This is a genomic window from Spirosoma litoris (assembly GCF_054776755.1).
The window spans coordinates 107,182-126,489 of sequence record NZ_BAAHBI010000061.1; the positions used below are offsets into that span (position 1 = coordinate 107,182).

Below are 19,308 nucleotides of genomic sequence, written 5' to 3' on the forward strand. Positions count from 1 at the left end.
CTACTGCACATGAAGTCTGCATTATCACTCATACTACTTTTAGGATTGACAGCCTCTTGCCGTACGCAGGTCGATAGTCCACGCTCCATGAATCCGGCGGCCGCCATCCGTCAGAAAGCCATCGACGAGATTCGGGAGGCAGACCAGAATTTTAGTATTATGTCTGAAAAACAGGGCATGGCGAAAGCCTTTACGACCTATGCTAGCGATGATGTGATTAAACTCAACGACGGGGCCGCTCCCACGATTGGTTTTGATTCGCTGAGGGCTCAGATGAGTCGCCTGCCAGCTAATGGACCCGTTTTGACCTGGCAAGTCCTGAAGGCCGATGCGGCTACATCGGGTGATTTAGGCTATACGTTTGGTCAATGGATGCTCACGAAAAAAGACGATGCCGGAAAACGGAGTGCCCAATATGGTGTTTACGTAACGGTCTGGAAACGCCAGCGCAACGGCCAATGGCGGTTTGTGGTCGACGGAGGCAATAGCACGCCAGAACCGAAGTAATCTCCAAAAGCATAGTTTTTTGACAGGATTTACAGGATAAAACAGGATTATTCTTACGCTTAAATCCTGTTTTATCCTGTAAATCCTGTCAAAACTATTGTAAATTTGAGCGAACCAAATCCAGTCACTTTGGACGTTCGTTCACTTTTCTCTCGACGTAGCCCCAGCGGCCCCTCTCTTTACACGTTCTCCTTTTGGTTACTCTCGGTCAGTAACTTCCTGTTTTCGGCCAGTTTTTCGATGATGATTCCTGAGTTACCCGCCTATTTGGAAAAAATGGGAGGGCGGGAATATGTTGGGTTAATTATCGCGCTCTTTACGTTTACGGCTGGTGTGTCGCGGCCATTCAGCGGAAAAATTACGGATACCGTCGGGCGTGTGCCGGTTATGGCCTTTGGCTCGGTTGTCTGTTTTGTTTGTGGCTTGCTTTATCCCTATTTGCTCACGGTCTGGGGTTTTCTAACGCTCCGACTCATTCACGGTTTTTCTACAGGAACAAAACCTACGGCTACCTCGGCCTACGTAGCCGATGTGGTTCCGGCCAATCGCCGGGGCGAAGCAATGGGTATGCTGGGTTTGTTTACGGCAATGGGTATGTCGTTGGGGCCAGCCATTGGCAGTTGGTTAGCCACCGATTTTTCCATGAACATTATGTTCTGGACGTCTTCGGCTTTTGCACTAATGTCAATCGGTATCCTGCTCCGAATGCCCGAAACTCTCAAGCAGACACAACCCTTTCGATTCGGACTACTTCGTTTGAAGAAAGACGAAATTTTCGACAAGAATGCCATTCCTCCTTTTCTGGTTCTGCTGTTGCAATCCTTTTCATCGGGCGTTATCCTGACGGTAATTTCCTCGTTTAGTGCGTCGCTGGGCGTTACAAACAAAGGTTTGTTTTTTACGGTATATACCGTGGCTTCCTTGGCTATTCGGTTGGTATTCAGCCGAACATCAGATCGCTACGGCCGCATTCCGGTACTGTTTATTTCGACAATCGTGCTGGCGTTTTCGATGGGGTTATTAATCTTAACCGATTCCACGTTTTTATTCTGGACAGCGGCCATTTTCTACGGTATGTCGTGGGGGATGAATTCGCCAACGGTAACCGCCTGGACGGCTGATTTAAGTGACGAGAAAACGCGGGGACGAGCGATGGCTACTATGTACATCGCGCTCGAAGCGGGCATTGGGTTAGGTGCTTTGGGAGCGGGCTGGGTATTGAATCACTTTGACGGGGAGTCGGGAATCGATGCGTCTTTTGCCGTTTCGGGTGTATTAGCCCTTGTGGCCGTTGTGTACCTGGGATGGTTATGGCGGAAGGAAGCTCCATTGAACTCGCACCAGATTGACGAAGCCGACGAGGTGGCATTATTGGACGGGGAGCCCTGATGGAAGCTATTGAACCCAAAATTCGCCCACTAGTCGATGTGGTAAACAGTACGGGGCTTATTCGCACGTTTTCAAGTTGCGAGGGTCATTTTTTGCCTGAAGATCAAACACTTGTTGATCGCAATCACGCCGAAGTCCGGTTTGTGCCTGCCGATGGGATTTCAATTGAAGAAGTTGAGAAATGGCTGGCTTCTATTGTAACCCGCTTCAAAACCAGACATGGGCTGATTCCCGTAAAGGTGACCGCTTACAAACTGTACACACCTATTGATGACGAAGCCGTTGAAGAAACATTTGTTCTCCAGTTAACGCCTTTTAATCGTTTTGATTTACCTGATCGAAAGCGAGCGGATATTGATCGGGCTATTAAACAGGTTGTGGTATTGGTGTAGCGTGGACATCCTGTCCGCGTAGCCGAAGGCTAATAAAATTCAGCTTAAAAATTAGCCTTCGGCTACGCGGACAGGATGTCCACGCTACAGAAGTCATTACAAAATAAACTGGCTCAAGTCCCGGTTTTTCACCAGCCCATTCAGCCGTTCATTTACTAAATCTTTGGTGATAACAACTTGTGCATTAGCGCCGATGACGTCCGGAATATCGAACATAAAATCGTTCATGAGGTGGCTTAACACCGTTTGTAGGCGTCGGGCGCCAATGTTTTCGACATCGCTGTTGACCTCAAACGCAATCCGGGCCAGTTCGCGAAGGGCATCATCCTGAAATGTCAGGCTAACGTCTTCGGCTTGCAACATGGCTTCGTATTGTTTGGTTAGTGCGTTCTTCGGCTCTTTTAAAATCTGGTAGAAATCATTCTCCGACAGACTTTGCAATTCTACCCGAATCGGAAAACGCCCTTGTAATTCAGGAATCAGATCGCTGGGTTTAGCTACGTGGAAAGCTCCAGCGGCAATGAACAAAATATGATCGGTATGGATGACGCCATATTTTGTGTTTACGGCACTGCCTTCCACAATCGGAAGCAAGTCGCGTTGTACACCTTCGCGGCTAACATCCGGGCCACCTCCGCCATTGCCTGAGCGAGCAGACGCTACTTTGTCGATCTCATCAATAAAGATAATGCCCGCATCTTCGGCTTTCCGAATGGCTTCTTCTTTCACTTCGTCCATGTCGATGAGCTTGGCGGCTTCGTCTTCGAGCATGATTTTGCGGGCTTCGGCAATGCTTACTTTCCGCTTTTTACCCCGTTTGGGCATCATGCCGCCAATCATCTCCTGAATATTCATCATGGACAGATCATCAACCGAGCCACCCATAATGCCGATATTGGGCGTTTGACTTTGCTGGACATCGATCTCGATTTTTCGATCGTCCATTTCACCCGATCGGATTTTTTCTCGGAATCGTTCGCGGGTGCGTTCGTTGAGCTCGGCATCCGAATCTTTTTTCTCGTTCTCGAAACCAAGTTGGCCATTGGCAGGCTTTACGGGCGGAATCAGAATATCCAGAATGGCATCTTCAACCAACTGTTGCGCCTTGGCTTGTACCGATTCTTTCTTAGCAGCCCGCACCATATTGACGGCTTGCTCGACCAAATCGCGCACCATGCTTTCGACATCGCGACCAACATAGCCCACTTCCGTAAACTTCGACGCTTCCACTTTAATAAAGGGTGCATCGGCCAGTTTCGCTAATCGGCGAGCAATTTCGGTTTTACCAACGCCGGTTGCCCCAATCATCAGGATATTATTCGGCGTAATTTCGCGTTGCATATCGGCGGGGCTGTTCATTCGGCGCCAACGGTTACGGAGCGCAATGGCTACGTTTCGCTTGGCATCTTGCTGGCCGATAATGTACTGATCTAACTCGGCAACGATTTGCCGGGGGGTAAGGTCTTTGAGTGAGTGGGTCATTGAAAAAATGGAGCGTATTTGCGCTCCCTTTTATAGAAACACAGGAAACCTGAAATTGTGCCAAAAGAACGACGAAATTTGGATTTTAGACACGTACATTAAAATCATAATCAAATTCACTTTACTTCTTAATCATCAATTACACGCAGCATGAATCTTAGTCGACTACTAGTTTTTAGTCTTTTTATTGTCACGGCGCAGGCCCAGTCGCCCATTAATTTAATTCCCCAACCTGTTAGTGTTCAGCCTCAAGCGGGCATATTTACACTTACGAAAGGAACCACAATTCACTATAATCAGGCCGAAGGAAAAGCCGTTGCCGACATGCTCAGTCAGCAACTGAATACGCCAACGGGCTTCGGATTAGCCGCAAAACCAGGTAAAACGGGCAAGATTCAACTAAACCTGACCGAAACCCCTAACGCGCAACTGGGTCAGGAAGGGTACACGCTCGAAGCCTCACCGAAGGGAGTCGTGATTACAGCTAACCGCCCAGCCGGATTGTTTTACGGCATACAAACCCTGACTCAACTTCTGCCCAAAGAAATTGCGGGTAAGGTTGTGGTTACGAAGAACTGGACGGTGCCTGCCGTTAAAATTACCGATTACCCCCGCTTTGGCTGGCGGGGAATTATGTTTGATGTAAGCCGCCATTTTTTCACAAAAGCCGAAGTAAAACAGTACATCGATCAGCTGGCCAAGTTGAAGTATAACACCTTTCACTGGCATTTGACTGACGATAACGGCTGGCGAATTGAAATCAAATCTCTCCCTAAACTCACTTCTGTAGGTGCCTGGCGGGTAGCGCGTGCGGGCCATTTTGGCGACCGTGCCGAACCCCAACCCGGCGAACCAACGCCTTATGGTGGATTTTATACGCAGGACGATATTCAGGAGGTGGTTGCCTATGCGCAGGCCCGTAACGTGACCATCGTTCCCGAAATTGATGTGCCTGGCCATAGCATGGCAGCTTTAGCGGCTTATCCTGAACTGAGTTGCACCAAAGCCATCGTGAGCGTTAATCCAGGAACGGCGTTTTCGGATTGGTACGGTAATGGGACGTTCAAAATGAAGGTCGAGAATACGCTGAACCCATCAGATGAGAAAGTGTATGATTTTTTAGATAAGGTATTTACCGAAGTGGCCGCGCTCTTTCCAAACCCATACATTCATGTTGGTGGCGATGAGTGTTACAAAGGTTACTGGGCGAATGATCCGGGTTGCCAGGCGTTGATGAAGCAACTGAACATTCGACACGTTGAAGATTTGCAGGGTTATTTTATGGGGCGCGTGGAGAAAATCCTGACAGCCAAAGGCAAAAAGCTGTTGGGTTGGGATGAGATTCTGGAAGGTGGAATTTCACCCACAGCTACTGTTATGAGCTGGCGAGGTATAAAAGGGGGTATAGAGGCCGCCAAGGAAGGGCATAATGTGGTGATGACGCCTACTACGTTCGCTTATCTGGATTATAATCAGGGCGACCCAACGGTTGATCCGCCAATTTATGCCTTCCTGCGAACCCAGAAAAGTTACAGTTACGAACCGGTTCCAGATGGCGTGGACGCCAAATACATTCTGGGTGGACAGGGTAACCTTTGGACTGAGCAAATACCTACGTTGCGGTATGCTGAATACATGACGTATCCACGGGCCTGGGCACTGTCGGAAGTGTATTGGTCGCCGAAAGAGGTCAAAAACTGGCCAAACTTTGTGCAACGTATGGAAAGCCATTTTGAGCGGGCTGATTTGGCCGAAGTCAATTACTCGAAAGCGATCTACGATGCCATTGTAAAAACAAGCATGAACGATGGCAAGCTGCGATTGGAACTAGCTAGTGAAGCGCCGGGTCTGGATATTTTCTATTCGATCGACGATACCATGCCCGATCAGTTTTCAACCCGTTATACCCAACCCGTAGATTTGCCGGAAGGGCCGATTAATCTCCGGGTAATCACCTACCGCGCAGGTAAACCCATTGGCCATCTGATTACTCTCTCACGGGACGCCTTGCAGAAGCGAATTGGGCGGTTTTAATTGCATTGGAACGCAGATTTTTATGATCATTATGGTGGCAAGAATTCAGAAACATCTTAATAATCATAAAGATTTGCGTTCCAATTAATTATCAGAAAACGCCCTCATATACATCACCGACTTGCACGGTAATGCCAAGTGCGCGGATGTCAAAAGAATCGGTTAGGCTTGTGTAAAAAGCGTACTCCCATTTGCTCCCCGTACGTTGGTAAACTTCGACTAGTGGTTCGGCTTGAGAAACAATCACATAGCACTCAATAGAGGAAAGGGCAATGTACTCGTGGAATTTCTCGTCGTGGTCAACGCCCGAGGAGTTTTCTGAAGTTACTTCAACGGTTACTACAGCACGATGAACGATGTGCGTATCATCAACATCATCAGTCGGAACAACCATAATATCCGGGTAACGATATTTTCGGCCAGGAACAGTACGGAGTTTAACGTCGTGGTTATATACGTTGAAAGGAAAGCCTTTCAAGGCTACGCGGAAGATCAGATAAATATTACCTCCGATTTCATTTGCTTTCTTTGACTCGCCGGGCATCTCAATTAGAGTTCCATCTACAAACTCGTGCTTTACCTCTGAATTCTTTTCGAATTCAAGGTATTCGTCAACTGTGTAGATGCGCTTGTGAATTTCTTCCGCTATCATATTGAGTTGCTTTTCGTTGACTAAAAGTAGCTAGTATTTGTGTGAGATCAACTAGGTGATAGGATTTATTTGGTTACTTAAGCCAGCGATCCAAATCAATTCGTAGCGACAACTGACTAGTTCCGGCAGTGGGTACCGATGTAAATCGGGCGTAGGTCAACTGGAAGCCTTTTGCCTGCACGGATGCTCCGAAAGAAATACCCGCGCCCACTCCGCCGGTTGTCAGCTTGCCTTCCTGGTGTTTCTGGTGATTGTAGCCTACTAACAGATTGACGTTTCGGTGAACCAGCAGCTCGACGCCCACATTGAGGTGCCGGGCTATTTTCTCGGTTACACTGGTTGTTTGCGGAATAGGATTGCCGCTCAAGTCATAGCGTACATTCAGGTTGGGGTCATTATAGCTGATATCAAAACGCTGAAGATGGTGTGCGGTCAACGTGAGCCGAATGGGGGCGTGCTCGGGTTTGAGTGTTACACCGGCCTGTAGATCAAACGGTAAATCGGCGTCAAGGGAACCGTAATTTTTGACCAGATATCCCACATTTTTAGCGACCAAGCCGAAGGTGAGATACTTTTTTGGATGTCGCCAAACCCCACCTAAGTCGGCTAGAATACCAAAGGCCGAATACATTTCAATACTGGAACCAACCGCTTTAATCGTTGCCCCCAGGGTGAAGTTACCTTCGGTACGAGCGTGGGTGATGCTTAGGGCGTAATCATTGGCCAAGAAGGTGCCTGTGGTATTGCCCGCCGGGTCGGTCATGGTAAACTGACCATAGCTTAAATACTGCAAACCTGCTGCCCATTTCCCCTGCGACTTTATGGGTAAGCCATATTGTAAGGTATAATATTTGGCCGCTGCCAGATACGGCATCAGACTAATAGCCAGTTGGTTATCCTTAACCGAATCGGCTAAAGCAGGATTGTTGAGGTGATAAGAGCCATCGGGGCTTGTGGCTGTAGCGATTTGTCCACCCAATGCCGCTACCCGAGCATGAGTAGGCAGGTCGAGGAATGAAAAAATACGCTGTCCACTCAACGGTTGAGCGACTGTTAGAATGGGCCAAAGCAAGGCCAGAAACAACGAAATGAAACAGGATTTCAAGCGGACGTCAGGCGCAGTTTTTTACAAAGAAAGCCATTTTTTAACCCAGCAACCGCATGTGTGTCAACATTCAGACGAAAAGACGGTTAACTGACTCAAAACGAATACCCAAACTTGATCCCGTATGAAAGACTGAGCGTTGGGCGAATGGGCCCTGAAAACGGATCAAGCAGAATGGCCCTGTACGGATCATAGAAAGAAAGACCGTCTGGAACGTGAGAGCGGTCGAGATCGTACCAACGAATGCCAAGTCCACCATAGAAATCGCCCAGAAATCGATTATTTCGGGAAAGCGGAAACTGACGGCCAAATTTGAGGTGACCAGCCCAAACTCGTTTGTTAATAGGGGCCGAGTACATCTGGTAATATTGGCAAGGTCCAGTGTCGCAGCCTTTGCCAACCGTCCCATTTTCGAAGGCATTTGTTTGCTTAAAAAGCCCTTCCAGAGCGATGTATGATCCAATAGGGCCACCGCGCCAGTAATAGCGCCACTCGGCCCGCCCTCGCCAAATTTTCATGTCTGTATAGCGAGAGCGTTGAGAAACATCCCATAGATCCATGCCTTGCCAACCATAGCCAAATTCAGCTTGTATGGATTGATGTTGACCTACCAATCGCTCGACCCCAAACTGAATAGTATTGCTGGGGTCGATTAAACTAGTTGGGGCAAACTTAACCACCCAACGCTGGCTTTGTTCGGCATAAAATGGGTGTAAGGGCAGCGGTTTTTCTGACTGAGCTAAGGCCGATGAAATACCCGTCACCACGCAAGCCAGTAAGTCTAGTATACGATGCGTTCTCATGGCTGGACGGGGATCGTGCTGAGTAGCTTCAGCTGTTTGAGGTTGGCGTAGCTGTATTCATAAATCCCCTTCGGCCCCGTTACGATCAGTATTTTTTTTGAGGGAATGACGTCATACGTTTTCGTGTCGTAGAAATACTCCAGTTCCTTAACATTGGTTGGGTCGCTGATGTCCATGAGCCGCAAACCATAGTCGCCCTCGCCAACGAATAGCAACGTACTATCGACACCGAGGCCACGAGGGTTGGTCATCGGGTAGCTCTGTAGTAATTTCGGATTAGATAAATTGCTAATGTCAATGACGTCCAGCGTATTAGCTATTATCGATTGGTTTCGGCAATTGGTGCCACTGCGGAGTGTTACGTAGGCATACTTCCCCTGAACCACCACCGGATCGCAACTTAAAATGTGGTTGTAGATACCGACCGATTTGGGAGAGTTCGGTTGATTGATGTCATAGATATACATACCCGTCTGCGTACCAATGAACAGGTTGTTCTGGTATGGAAATATCGTTTCGACACCGAAACCAAGATTCGTTTTGCTCCCTTTTTTGGGGTCGCTGCTGTTCGAAATATCATAAGCCTGTAAGTCTGTATTACTGACCATATAGAGCGTATTGCCGCTGACCGTAAACCGGGCCGTTGAGCCACCTGTTCCCGCTCCCGGAGTGGGGCCAACACTACTGCTATTCGAGCAGGATGTGAGTACCACTAAGGCAATAAGTAGGTAGAAAAGTGATTTCATGAGCATAATCAGGAGACGTTCTACCGATAGCATTGTGGATTCTCAACAGCGGTCTTTTCCCAACGGACAACCGCGCCTTTATTCGGGTCAGCACACTCGAAGCGCACATTCGTTGCGATGGGGTAAGCTGCGTATGCGAATGCATTTTCAATCCGTTTGACGACCCGGACGTTTAACGGATTGGTGATGTTGAGAGCCACCAGATCCGTTACATTGTCGGCATATAGGATGCTGTCTTTGATAGCTAATTCCTGATTGCCGATAATGGAGATAAAGGACAATTGCACCGGTTTTTCGGGATCTCGATTATCCAGGATATGAATGCCGCTACCGACATCATTGACAAACAGATAGTTGTCTTTGAGGTAAATCTTTTCGACGTTTTTGAGCGGTTGAGGAGGCAATGTCTGTATTGATCGAATATCGGCATAGGAGGCATAGATTGGGCGATAGGTGTCGCTCGTAGCAGATGGGGGCGGAGGTGTATAAGGGTGCCCGCACCCATCGAGCAGGAGGCAGCAAACGAGTAAGGAGAAAGCGTGAGAAAGTCGATTCATGGTGCAAATGTGTTTAGTGGCTTTAGGATACAAAATCAATCCAGGCCGTTGGAATTCGTAAGAAAAATTAACTTTGTCTATACTTGATTTCACGAAGCCAAATTATATGCAACCGGAAGCTCATCCAGAGGCCAGTCAGGCCAATTCCCTGCGATTGTCTAAAACCGAAATTCTGTCTGCTAAAAATGCCGAAGCCGAACTGGGTGGTGGGCAGAAACGGATTGATGCTCAGCACAAAAAGGGGAAATTGACCGCTCGCGAACGAATCGCGCTTCTGGTAGACGAAGGCTCATTTGAGGAAATTGGAAAGTTTGTCATGCACCGCACCCGCGACTTCGGCATGGACAAAGAGCATTACCTCGGCGATGGCGTTGTGACTGGTTATGGTACGGTTGATGGGCGACTTGTTTATGTATTTGCTCAGGACTTTACTGTTTTTGGTGGAGCCTTATCGGAAACTCATGCCGAAAAAATCTGCAAATTGATGGATCTGGCGATGCAAAATGGCGCGCCAATAATTGGCCTGAACGACTCGGGCGGTGCCCGAATTCAGGAAGGCGTACTGTCGCTGGCGGGCTATGCCGATATATTTTACCGCAACACACGAGCCTCGGGCGTTATTCCACAATTATCGGCTATTATGGGGCCATGCGCTGGGGGAGCCGTCTATAGCCCTGCCATTACCGACTTTATTTTCATGGTCGAAAACACGAGCTATATGTTTGTGACTGGGCCTAATGTCGTGAAAACCGTTACGCATGAGACGGTTACGGCCGAAGAACTGGGAGGAGCTAGTACCCATAGCACCAAATCAGGGGTCACGCATTTTTCTTGCGCGAATGAACTGGCTTGTATTCAGTCGCTTAAGCAACTGCTTAGTTATATTCCCCAAAACTGTGAAGATGAACCGCCGATGCTGGCGTACGAGCCATCCGACGAAACTCGATCTGCCTTAAATAGCCTGATTCCCGACAATCCGAACCAACCTTACGACATGCGCGAGGTGATCGACGAATTGGTGGACACGGGTAGTTTTATGGAGGTTCACAAGAACTTTGCCGAGAACATTGTCGTCGGATTTGCGCGAATTGGTGGACGAAGTATTGGCATTGTGGGTAATCAACCTGCTGTACTTGCGGGCGTTCTGGATATCAATGCTAGCACAAAAGCAGCTCGTTTCGTGCGTTTCTGCGACTGTTTCAATGTTCCCTTGTTGGTTCTGGAAGATGTTCCGGGTTTTCTGCCCGGCACCGATCAGGAATGGAATGGCATCATCAGCAATGGAGCTAAATTATTATTTGCCTTTTGCGAAGCGACTGTACCGCGCGTAACCGTCATCACCCGAAAAGCTTATGGTGGGGCCTACGATGTGATGAATTCCAAGCACATTGGTGCCGATATGAACTATGCCTGGCCATCGGCTGAAATTGCAGTAATGGGAGCGAGCGGAGCCGCCGAGATTATTTTCAAGCGCGAAATTGCCGAAGCCGAAGACCCGCAGGCCAAGTTGCAGGAAAAAGTGCTGGACTATACTGAGAAATTCGCCAATCCGTACCGGGCCGCACATCGGGGTTATATCGACGAGGTCATCATGCCCGACCAGACTCGCCAGAAACTTATCCGGGCGTTTACCATGCTGGAAAACAAAGTCGCCAGCATGCCCAAGAAAAAACACGGGAATATCCCGCTGTAACAGATTTGCCTTACGCACTCATCAATAACCTATGAAGATAACGTTACTAACCAGTAGCTTTCTGGCTCTTTCTCTAGCAACACAGGCACAGCAACGGCCAACGCTGACTGCCAGCCAATATGAACAGGCCCAGCGATTTCTTGGATCAAACGTTGAATCGCTGGTTGATCATACTAGTGTTCGCCCCAACTGGTTGCCGGGTGATCGATTCTGGTACCGCGATCTAAACGCCAAAGGCAGCGAATTTATCCTGGTCAACCCGGTGAAAGGAACCCGGTTGCCTGCGTTTGACCATCAGAAGTTAGCCGATGCTCTGTCTAAAGCAACGGGTAAGACATACGAAGCCACCAAATTGCCGTTTCAGCAGTTTAGTTACTCGTCGGATAATACGTCAATCATTATTCAGGCCGATGGCAAACAGTGGAAATATGAGCCACAATCCGGTCAGTTGACCGCTGATGCATCTGTGATTCCCTCTATGCCCAGCGCCGAAGGCCGACGTGGCGGAGGTAATGAAGTGCTATCGCCCGACAAGAAACAAGCTGCTTATATCAAAGACTATAATTTATGGGTTCGTAATGTGCAAACCGGTGCCCAAAAGCAGTTGACTACCGATGGCATAAAGGACTTTGGCTATGCTACTGATAACGCTGGCTGGCGTTCAAGCGATCGGCCCATACTGGCCTGGTCGCCGGATTCGAAGAAAATAGCCACGTTTAAGCAGGATCAGCGTGCGGTAAGTGATATGTATCTGGTAACGACGAACGTAGGAAAACCCACGTTAAAGCAATGGAAGTATCCATTACCGGGCGATAAAGACATCGCTACCATTCAGCGTGTCATTATCAATGTCGATGAGCCGAAGGTGATTTCGTTGCAGATTCCCGCTGATCCTCACCGGGCTACATTAAGCGATGATATATCCAGTAGTGGAACGTTCGACGATGTAAACTGGACTGCCGATGGCGCGAAGCTGGCATTTTTATCGACTTCACGCGATCATAAACAGGAAAAAGTTCGTCTGGCCGATGCCGCTACAGGAACTGTACGCGAGGTTTTTGAGGAAACGGTTCCCACGCAATATGAGTCGGGCTGGGGTGCTATCAACTGGCGCTACCTGGACAAAACAAACGAGTTTATCTGGTTTTCGGAGCGCGACAACTGGGGCCATCTGTATTTGTATGATGCCGCCACAGGAAAGCTGAAAAACCAGATTACCAAAGGAGATTGGCTGGTTACGAAGCTGGTAAAGGTCGATGAAGCCAAGCGTATGTTGTACTTCATGGCCAACGGTCGGCAGGCAGCTAATCCCTATTTTAGTCAGTTCTGTCAGATTGGATTTGATGGCAAACACTTCGCTGTGCTTACGCCCGAAGAAGGGAACCATCAGGTAACACTTTCGCCATCAGGTACTTATTTTATCGATAGTTATTCGAAACCTAATACTCCCGCAGTCACGGTTGTACGGGCGTTGGATGGAAAGATGAGCGTCGGCCTTGAGAAAACGGACATTTCACGGCTGACAGCTACTGGCTGGAAACCACCAATGCCCATTACGGTGAAGGCACATGATGGCAAGACCGATCTATATGGATTGCTATACACGCCGACACACCTTGATGCCAGCAAGAAATATCCGATAATCGATTACATTTATCCCGGCCCGCAGGGTGGAAGCGTAGGTAGTTGGTCTTTTTCTGCTGCTAGGGGTGATAATCAGGCATTGGCAGAACTTGGGTTTATTGTCTTTCAGCTCGAAGGAACGAGCAATCCTTTACGATCAAAAAGTTTCCATGACATGAGTTATGGAAATATGGCCGACAATACATTGGCGGATCAGATAACCGGCATCCGGCAACTGGCGAAAACCTACGCGTATATCGACACCACACGCGTGGGTATCTGGGGGCACTCAGGGGGAGGGTTTGCCACCGCTACAGCCATGTTTCGGTACCCAGATTTCTTCAAAGTAGGTATTTCAGAATCAGGTAACCACGACAACCGCAACTACGAGGACGATTGGGGCGAACGCTATAATGGATTAACGTCTGCATCTGACTACGCTGCACAAGCTAATCAGGTGTACGCTAAAAATCTGAAAGGTAAGCTGATGCTGGCGCATGGGATGATGGACGATAATGTACCACCTTACAATACCTTGCTAGTGGTTGAAGCTCTCGAAAAAGCCAACAAAGACTACGACCTGATTGTGTTTCCAAATAGTGCCCACGGCTATGGCAGCTACTCGCCTTACATGACCCGTCGGCGTTGGGATTACTTTGTGAAAAACCTGTTAGGAGCTGAGCCGCCGAAAGAATACCAGATCGAAACCAGGTCCGATCCAAGAAACAATGTTCGATAAACAAACGATGTAGTAAACTGTAACTCTATCAACCTTATGGCACTTCCAACACCAGAAAAACCGGGCAGTTTATTAAGGACCGTATTAATTGGACTGCTGATTATTTTTAGCCTGGCCTTAATCGTCGGAACATTAACCGTGATGTTTCCGTAAACACAATTACTTGACTTAGTTATGCCATATGTTTTGAGATATGGCATAACTGGCGAATTTTAAATCGAATCCAGAATCACCGCGCAGGCTTCCCGAATCTGATCTTCCGTGATAATCAACGGTGGTGCAATCCGCATGGAATTGTTGCAGAACAGGAACCAATCGGTGATAACCCCTTTGTCAATAGCTCGGTCGATGACAGGCTTCAGTACGTCGAACGAGTCAAATTCAACGGCGAGCATTAACCCTTTGCCCCGTATTTGCCGAATAGCCGGGTGCTGTAATAACTGCCGAAATAATTGACCTTTGGCTTCGGCCTGTTCGTGCAATTTCTGCTCCTGGATCACTTGAAGGGTAGCCAGTGAAGCAGCCGCCGAAACCGGATGCCCGCCAAATGTAGTGATGTGCCCTAGAATTGGGTTGTTTTTAAAGACGCTCATCTTCTCTGCCGAGCTAATAAACGCTCCAATGGGCATACCACCGCCCATTCCTTTGGCGCATAGCAAAATGTCGGGTATGGTATTTACCCCTTCAAAGGCCCAGAACGTTCCGGTCCGACCAAAGCCCGTCTGAATTTCGTCGAAAATCAATAAAGCACCCACTTCGGTGCAGCGTTGTCGGAGGGTTTGGAAATAAGTCGCGTCGGCTAAACGAACGCCGGCCTCACCGGCTACGACTTCTATAATAACGGCCGCTGTTCGCGACGTGATTTTATCAATATCGTCCAGACTTCCATGCTGAATATGCCGGACATCGGGTAGGAGCGGACGGTAATTTTGTTTGAAATTTTCATCGCCTGAGAGCGATAGAGCCCCCTGCGAAGAACCGTGATAGGCGTTGAAGCAACTGATAAATTCGGAGCGGCCCGTGTAGCGTTTCGCCAGTTTCATCGCCCCCTCAACAGCCTCGGTACCTGAGTTGGTGAAATAGACATTATCTAAACCAGCGGGTAGAGTTTGGGCCAGCGCATGAGCCAGTTGAGTTTGAGGAGTCTGAATGTATTCGCCATAAACCATCAGGTGCAGGTATTTATCTAGCTGGTTCTGAATGGCTTCTAGTACCTGTGGATGCCGATGACCAACATTGCTTACGCCAATGCCCGAAATCAGATCCATATTTGGTTTTTGGTCGCCCTGTCTGAAAAGATAAATGCCTTCGGCTCGGTCAATTTCCAACCCTAAGGGGAAATCGGAGGTCTGGGCTATATGCTGGAAAAATAATTGTCGGTGTGTAACCGTTGGCATAATAAATCTATCAATAGTACTTCTCCGATCCTAACACCGTCAACCATGAAAACAGTTCTGCTTTTCCTATTGCTATGCCCATTCGTTGTCCGGGCTCAATTATTCAAAATTTCTCCTGAAGACACCCAGCGTAAGCACTCGTACATCCTCATGCGCGATGGTTCTGTAGTACGGGGTCAGGTGCTTCGTCAGGATACTACTGTCATTTCAATCCGGAAAGGGAATGGCGACATGACGTTTGTAGAGGCCGATCAGGTACTCCGCATTTCGGCAGGCCATATTGCGCAGGTATCCGAAAATTCGGCAGTCGGTTCTACTGTTTTTGTCTTGAAAGATGGTACACAATTACCCGGCACGTTTATCCGACGCGATAACACAATGATTACGGTGCGTAAGAGTAACGGACAGCTGACTTACTTCGAGCCAGAGTTGCTGTTGCGAGTTGACACCGTACGAAATGCGGGAAATAATACTGGCCTCACCGTATCGGGCAAACCCGCTTACGCCAACCGATTTTCTCCATTTTTACTCCTAAATCCAACTGCCTTTAACCCTGAAAAAGGGCGATTTTATTATCGAAATACCTTATTAGTGCTCAATGAGCTAGATTATGGCATTACTCAAAATTGGAGTATTGGACTGAATGTGAATCCCGCTTTTGGCCAGTTCCAACCTGATAATACTGCACGAGAAACGATTTTTGGAGCCAATGTGCGCTTCTTGTCTAAACTAAGCTTTCCAATTGGAGAGCAGTTCCGATTTGGTATAAACACGACCTACCAGCCCAAACAAAAAGGATATTTTTCCTCGATTAGCCAGCAGTTAACGTTTCATGGACTACTATCCTTTGGAGATGGCCAGCGGAATGCGACCTTAGGGTATGGTTTGCTTATATATCCTGATTATACCACTAACAACACCGTTCCATTTATTACGGCAGGGGTTATGCACAAAATTTCGCGAAACCTGACCATCCTGAGTGACAACACGTTTTACCCAAATCCTTTCTATGGCGGTAAAAGCGCCGATTTGTCAATTGCGCTACGCTTTGATCGTTTGCGGCATGCGTTTGATATAGGCGTATTTTCGTCGCTTATGCCGTATTATAATTACTACGCCAGCTATCCTGGCGGACCGAAAACTCAGGCTTATTTCTATCCCTACCTTGCCTATAATCTGATTATCGGTAAACCCTAACGAATGAAACACTTATTCATGCTCTTAATTGTGCTGTTGCCCTTATTGGCTACAGCACAGGATGATTATTACCAGAAGAATAACAAGTCGGTACCCACCGGGCAAACCTATTCGATTTTGTTGAAAGATGGCACCCGACTGCGTGGACAAATTGTCAAACAGGACAGCGTTGAGGCTGTTATTCGTACCAAAGAACTGGGCGAAGTTCGGCTGAAAGCAGAGCAGATTGTCAGGATGGAACAGGAAGGAAGTCAGACGGACGGTGCTGGCTTTCCCAACCAATTTCCGCAAACGATGCGGTTAGTACCAACTGCATTTTCTGCCGAGAAAAATAGGCTCTACTACCGGAATTATTTGGTGTATTTCAGCCAGTTTGAATACGGTATTACCGACAATTGGAGTGTCGGAACGACATTCTTTACGTTTGTACCAACGGCTATTTTTAATTTTTCGACTAAGCTAACACTACCCGTTAGCGATCGAGTTCGACTGGGCGTAAGCGCCCAATATTTGGGGGTTCGTTTAAATGGATTACTAGGTAATAGTGGCCCCGGAACCCTGGAAGGTGCTGGGTATATACAGGGGATCGTTACGACCGGTGATCGACAAAATAATACAAGCTATGGGCTGGGCTGGAGTTTGTCGAATGGTGAATTGTCTCGAAATGTTGTCGGGTCTTTAGGACTGGTTCGGAAGGTCAGTCCCAAACTCTCGTTTATTAGCGAAAACTTTGTGCTGTTCGGTAGCGGGGGAGTTGATTTCGCGGGCATACTGTCGGGCGGTATACGATTCGATCGGCGTCGCCATGCGTTCGACCTGGCAGCCTATGTGCCTCTGGTCATTGGCCGAACTGTTTCGACACCCGTCACCTTTATTCCCTTTGCGAGCTATCACGTCAGGATTGGGAAATGAGCTGTTTATTTTGATGGATTGACTGGCATGGCACGGTTTCTGATTAGGTAAGACGAACGGGGAAAAGCGTTTTACTAGTCGATAGAGTTATCATTGATGTGATAATTGAAGTCGATACATCAATTTCCGCTAATTTCGCCGTTATAGTGAGACAACCCATTCCTACATGCCTGAGACCCCTACCGATCTTCCACCGTTTGTTCGTTCGTGGCCGCAATTATATGCTATCGTTATTGGTAGTCTGGTTGCCGAAATTGTCCTGTTTTATGTGTTAATGCGCTGGCTATCATGAGTATTCTTGATTGGGGCGTCTTAGGATTGACGCTGCTGGGCATTATCGTATATGGTATCGTTCGGAGCCGGGGAAGTCGTAGTATGGACGATTACCTGCTGGCGGGCCACTCATTGCCCTGGTATCATGTGGGGCTGTCGGTCATGGCAACCCAGGCCAGCGCGATCACTTTTTTGTCGGCACCAGGGCAGGGTTTTGCCGATGGTATGCGGTTCGTTCAGTTTTACTTCGGACTTCCGCTGGCGATGGTCGTTTTAGCAGTGACCTTCGTGCCGATTTTTCACAAACTGAAAATCTTTACAGCCTACGAATTCCTCGAAGATCGGTTCGATATTCGGGTTAGAACGTTGACGGCCAGTTTGTTCCTGCTTCAGCGTGGCCTATCGACCGGTCTTTCAATTTATGCACCAGCTATTATTCTGTCTACCATTTTAGGCTGGAATATTTACTGGACTAACCTACTAATGGGCGGTATCGTGCTCCTGTACACCGTAACAGGTGGTACAAAAGCGATCTCGTACACGCACCTGCAACAAATGGCCATTGTGACTTTTGCGATGGCATTGGCCGGATATCTGACGGTAAAGTTATTGCCTGAGGGTGTGGGCTTTGTGGATGCGTTGCATGTGGCGGGGAAGGCTGGCCGAATGAACCTGATCGATTTAAAATTTGATCCCAATAGTCGCTATAACCTCTGGTCTGGACTGATCGGTGGGTTCTTCCTGCAATTATCCTACTTCGGTACCGATCAGTCGCAGGTGGGGCGTTATTTGACAGGTGAAACAATAGGGCAAAGCCGATTGGGATTGCTCATGAATGGCTTGCTGAAAGTGCCCATGCAGTTTCTGATTTTGCTGGTTGGGGTGCTGGTATTCGTATTCTATCAATTCAACCCATCGCCCACTTTTTTCAATAAGCAGGAAACCGAGCTGCTCAAGAAGAGCCCGTACGCCAAAGACTACCAACTGGCCGAAATTAAGCATCAGAACCTGGCTACACAGCGTCAACGGGCTGTCATTGATATGCAGGTTGCCCTGAAGGCCGATGATGAAGCCGGTCAGGACGCGGCAGGGAATGTTCTTCGCGAAACAGACGAAGCCCTAAAAGTAGTGAAGGCCGATGTTGAAAAGTTGATCAAGAAGAATCATCCGGCAGCCGATACCAATGATGTCAATTACGTGTTCCTCCGTTTTGTGCTGGATTACCTGCCGCATGGTCTGATTGGTTTACTGATTGCCGTAATTTTTAGTGCTTCAATGGGGTCAATTGCTTCGGCCTACAACTCGCTGGCTTCCACCACAGTCGTTGACGTATACAAGCGATTGATCAAGAAGGAGGGAAGCGATCAGCACTATTTGCAGGCTTCTCGTTGGGCAACTATTGGCTGGGGAATTTTCTGCATTGTGGTCGCTCAGTTTGCCAACCAGCTAGGTAGTATGATTGAGGCCGTCAATATTCTGGGCTCGCTGTTTTACGGAGTCATTCTGGGGGTATTCGTCGTGGCTTTCTACGTCAAATCGGTGGGTGGGCGCGCCACATTCTGGGCAACCATTATCGGCGAACTTCTCGTTATTGTAAGCTGGTATCTGAACCTGACAGCATTCCTCTGGCTGAATGTTATTGGCTGTCTATTTGTGGTGGGGATTGCCTGGGTATTGCAAAAAACGGTATATCGACAAACGGTATAAGCTAGGAAGCTGGTTGATTTTTCTTGTTCCTATTGAATTTTTTTTGTCATGAACTGTGTCAAAAGTCAAGTTTTAGGCCAAATTTTGTTTGGGTAAGCCA

General features: G+C 48.1%; 17 protein-coding genes. 10 read left to right on the plus strand and 7 right to left on the minus strand.

All coding sequences use genetic code 11. The features are described from left to right. Window positions 1-9 precede the first annotated feature (9 nt). From ACYVGR_RS31300 to ACYVGR_RS31310, 3 genes are all read left to right on the plus strand, one after another. A complete protein-coding gene (locus ACYVGR_RS31300) occupies window positions 10-507 on the plus strand; it encodes a YybH family protein (protein ID WP_460963905.1) in 498 nt (165 codons plus the stop codon). A 129-nt stretch (window positions 508-636) separates the two neighbouring features. Then, the gene (locus ACYVGR_RS31305) at window positions 637-1,896 is read left to right on the plus strand and encodes an MFS transporter (protein WP_460963906.1); all 1,260 of its coding nucleotides are present in this window, start codon (window positions 637-639) and stop codon (window positions 1,894-1,896) included. Next, complete coding sequence (locus ACYVGR_RS31310) at window positions 1,896-2,288, plus strand: hypothetical protein (protein ID WP_460963907.1); 393 nt, start codon at window positions 1,896-1,898, stop codon at window positions 2,286-2,288. The genes ACYVGR_RS31305 and ACYVGR_RS31310 overlap by 1 nt, the downstream gene beginning before the upstream one ends. A 96-nt stretch (window positions 2,289-2,384) precedes the next feature. On the opposite strand, the gene hslU is transcribed toward ACYVGR_RS31310, so the two are convergent. After that, window positions 2,385-3,770, minus strand: a complete 1,386-nt coding sequence (gene hslU / locus ACYVGR_RS31315) for an ATP-dependent protease ATPase subunit HslU (RefSeq protein WP_460963909.1) — start codon at window positions 3,768-3,770, stop codon at window positions 2,385-2,387. 150 nt (window positions 3,771-3,920) lie between these two features. Between hslU and ACYVGR_RS31320 the strand changes: the two genes are divergently transcribed. Beyond that, complete coding sequence (locus tag ACYVGR_RS31320; RefSeq protein ID WP_460963910.1) at window positions 3,921-5,804, plus strand: beta-N-acetylhexosaminidase; 1,884 nt, start codon at window positions 3,921-3,923, stop codon at window positions 5,802-5,804. Between the two features lie 91 nt (window positions 5,805-5,895). Here ACYVGR_RS31320 and ACYVGR_RS31325 read toward each other — a convergent pair whose 3' ends face one another. The 5 genes from ACYVGR_RS31325 to ACYVGR_RS31345 form a co-directional block, all read right to left on the minus strand. After that, window positions 5,896-6,456, minus strand: coding sequence for a Uma2 family endonuclease (locus tag ACYVGR_RS31325; protein WP_460963911.1), 561 nt, complete (start codon window positions 6,454-6,456; stop codon window positions 5,896-5,898). 73 nt (window positions 6,457-6,529) lie between these two features. Beyond that, window positions 6,530-7,561, minus strand: a complete 1,032-nt coding sequence (gene porQ / locus ACYVGR_RS31330) for a type IX secretion system protein PorQ (protein ID WP_460963912.1) — start codon at window positions 7,559-7,561, stop codon at window positions 6,530-6,532. 95 nt (window positions 7,562-7,656) lie between these two features. Next, window positions 7,657-8,364 (minus strand): DUF3575 domain-containing protein, encoded by a 708-nt coding sequence (locus ACYVGR_RS31335; RefSeq protein WP_460963914.1) that lies wholly within the window; start codon window positions 8,362-8,364, stop codon window positions 7,657-7,659. Then, window positions 8,361-9,110 (minus strand): LVIVD repeat-containing protein, encoded by a 750-nt coding sequence (locus ACYVGR_RS31340; protein ID WP_460963916.1) that lies wholly within the window; start codon window positions 9,108-9,110, stop codon window positions 8,361-8,363. Before ACYVGR_RS31340 ends, ACYVGR_RS31335 begins: the two co-directional genes overlap by 4 nt. 20 nt (window positions 9,111-9,130) lie before the next feature. Beyond that, entirely contained in the window at window positions 9,131-9,667 is a 537-nt protein-coding gene (locus tag ACYVGR_RS31345) for a hypothetical protein (protein ID WP_460963918.1), read from the minus strand. A gap of 106 nt (window positions 9,668-9,773) precedes the next feature. On the opposite strand from ACYVGR_RS31345, the gene ACYVGR_RS31350 reads away from it, so the two are divergent. After that, complete coding sequence (locus ACYVGR_RS31350; RefSeq protein ID WP_460963920.1) at window positions 9,774-11,360, plus strand: acyl-CoA carboxylase subunit beta; 1,587 nt, start codon at window positions 9,774-9,776, stop codon at window positions 11,358-11,360. Window positions 11,361-11,391: 31 nt separating this feature from the next. Next, the gene (locus ACYVGR_RS31355) at window positions 11,392-13,722 is read left to right on the plus strand and encodes a S9 family peptidase (protein WP_460963922.1); all 2,331 of its coding nucleotides are present in this window, start codon (window positions 11,392-11,394) and stop codon (window positions 13,720-13,722) included. Window positions 13,723-13,934: 212 nt separating this feature from the next. Here ACYVGR_RS31355 and ACYVGR_RS31360 read toward each other — a convergent pair whose 3' ends face one another. Then, on the minus strand, window positions 13,935-15,119 hold the full coding sequence (locus ACYVGR_RS31360) for an aspartate aminotransferase family protein (protein ID WP_460963924.1): 1,185 nt from the start codon (window positions 15,117-15,119) through the stop codon (window positions 13,935-13,937). A 45-nt stretch (window positions 15,120-15,164) separates the two neighbouring features. On the opposite strand from ACYVGR_RS31360, the gene ACYVGR_RS31365 reads away from it, so the two are divergent. From ACYVGR_RS31365 to ACYVGR_RS31380, 4 genes are all read left to right on the plus strand, one after another. Continuing rightward, window positions 15,165-16,316 (plus strand): hypothetical protein, encoded by a 1,152-nt coding sequence (locus tag ACYVGR_RS31365; protein WP_460963926.1) that lies wholly within the window; start codon window positions 15,165-15,167, stop codon window positions 16,314-16,316. Window positions 16,317-16,319: 3 nt separating this feature from the next. Further along, complete coding sequence (locus ACYVGR_RS31370; RefSeq protein WP_460963927.1) at window positions 16,320-17,228, plus strand: hypothetical protein; 909 nt, start codon at window positions 16,320-16,322, stop codon at window positions 17,226-17,228. 166 nt (window positions 17,229-17,394) lie between these two features. Beyond that, the gene (locus ACYVGR_RS31375) at window positions 17,395-17,520 is read left to right on the plus strand and encodes a hypothetical protein (RefSeq protein WP_256432997.1); all 126 of its coding nucleotides are present in this window, start codon (window positions 17,395-17,397) and stop codon (window positions 17,518-17,520) included. Beyond that, complete coding sequence (locus tag ACYVGR_RS31380) at window positions 17,517-19,208, plus strand: sodium:solute symporter family protein (RefSeq protein WP_460963930.1); 1,692 nt, start codon at window positions 17,517-17,519, stop codon at window positions 19,206-19,208. Before ACYVGR_RS31375 ends, ACYVGR_RS31380 begins: the two co-directional genes overlap by 4 nt. Window positions 19,209-19,308: the final 100 nt, after the last annotated feature.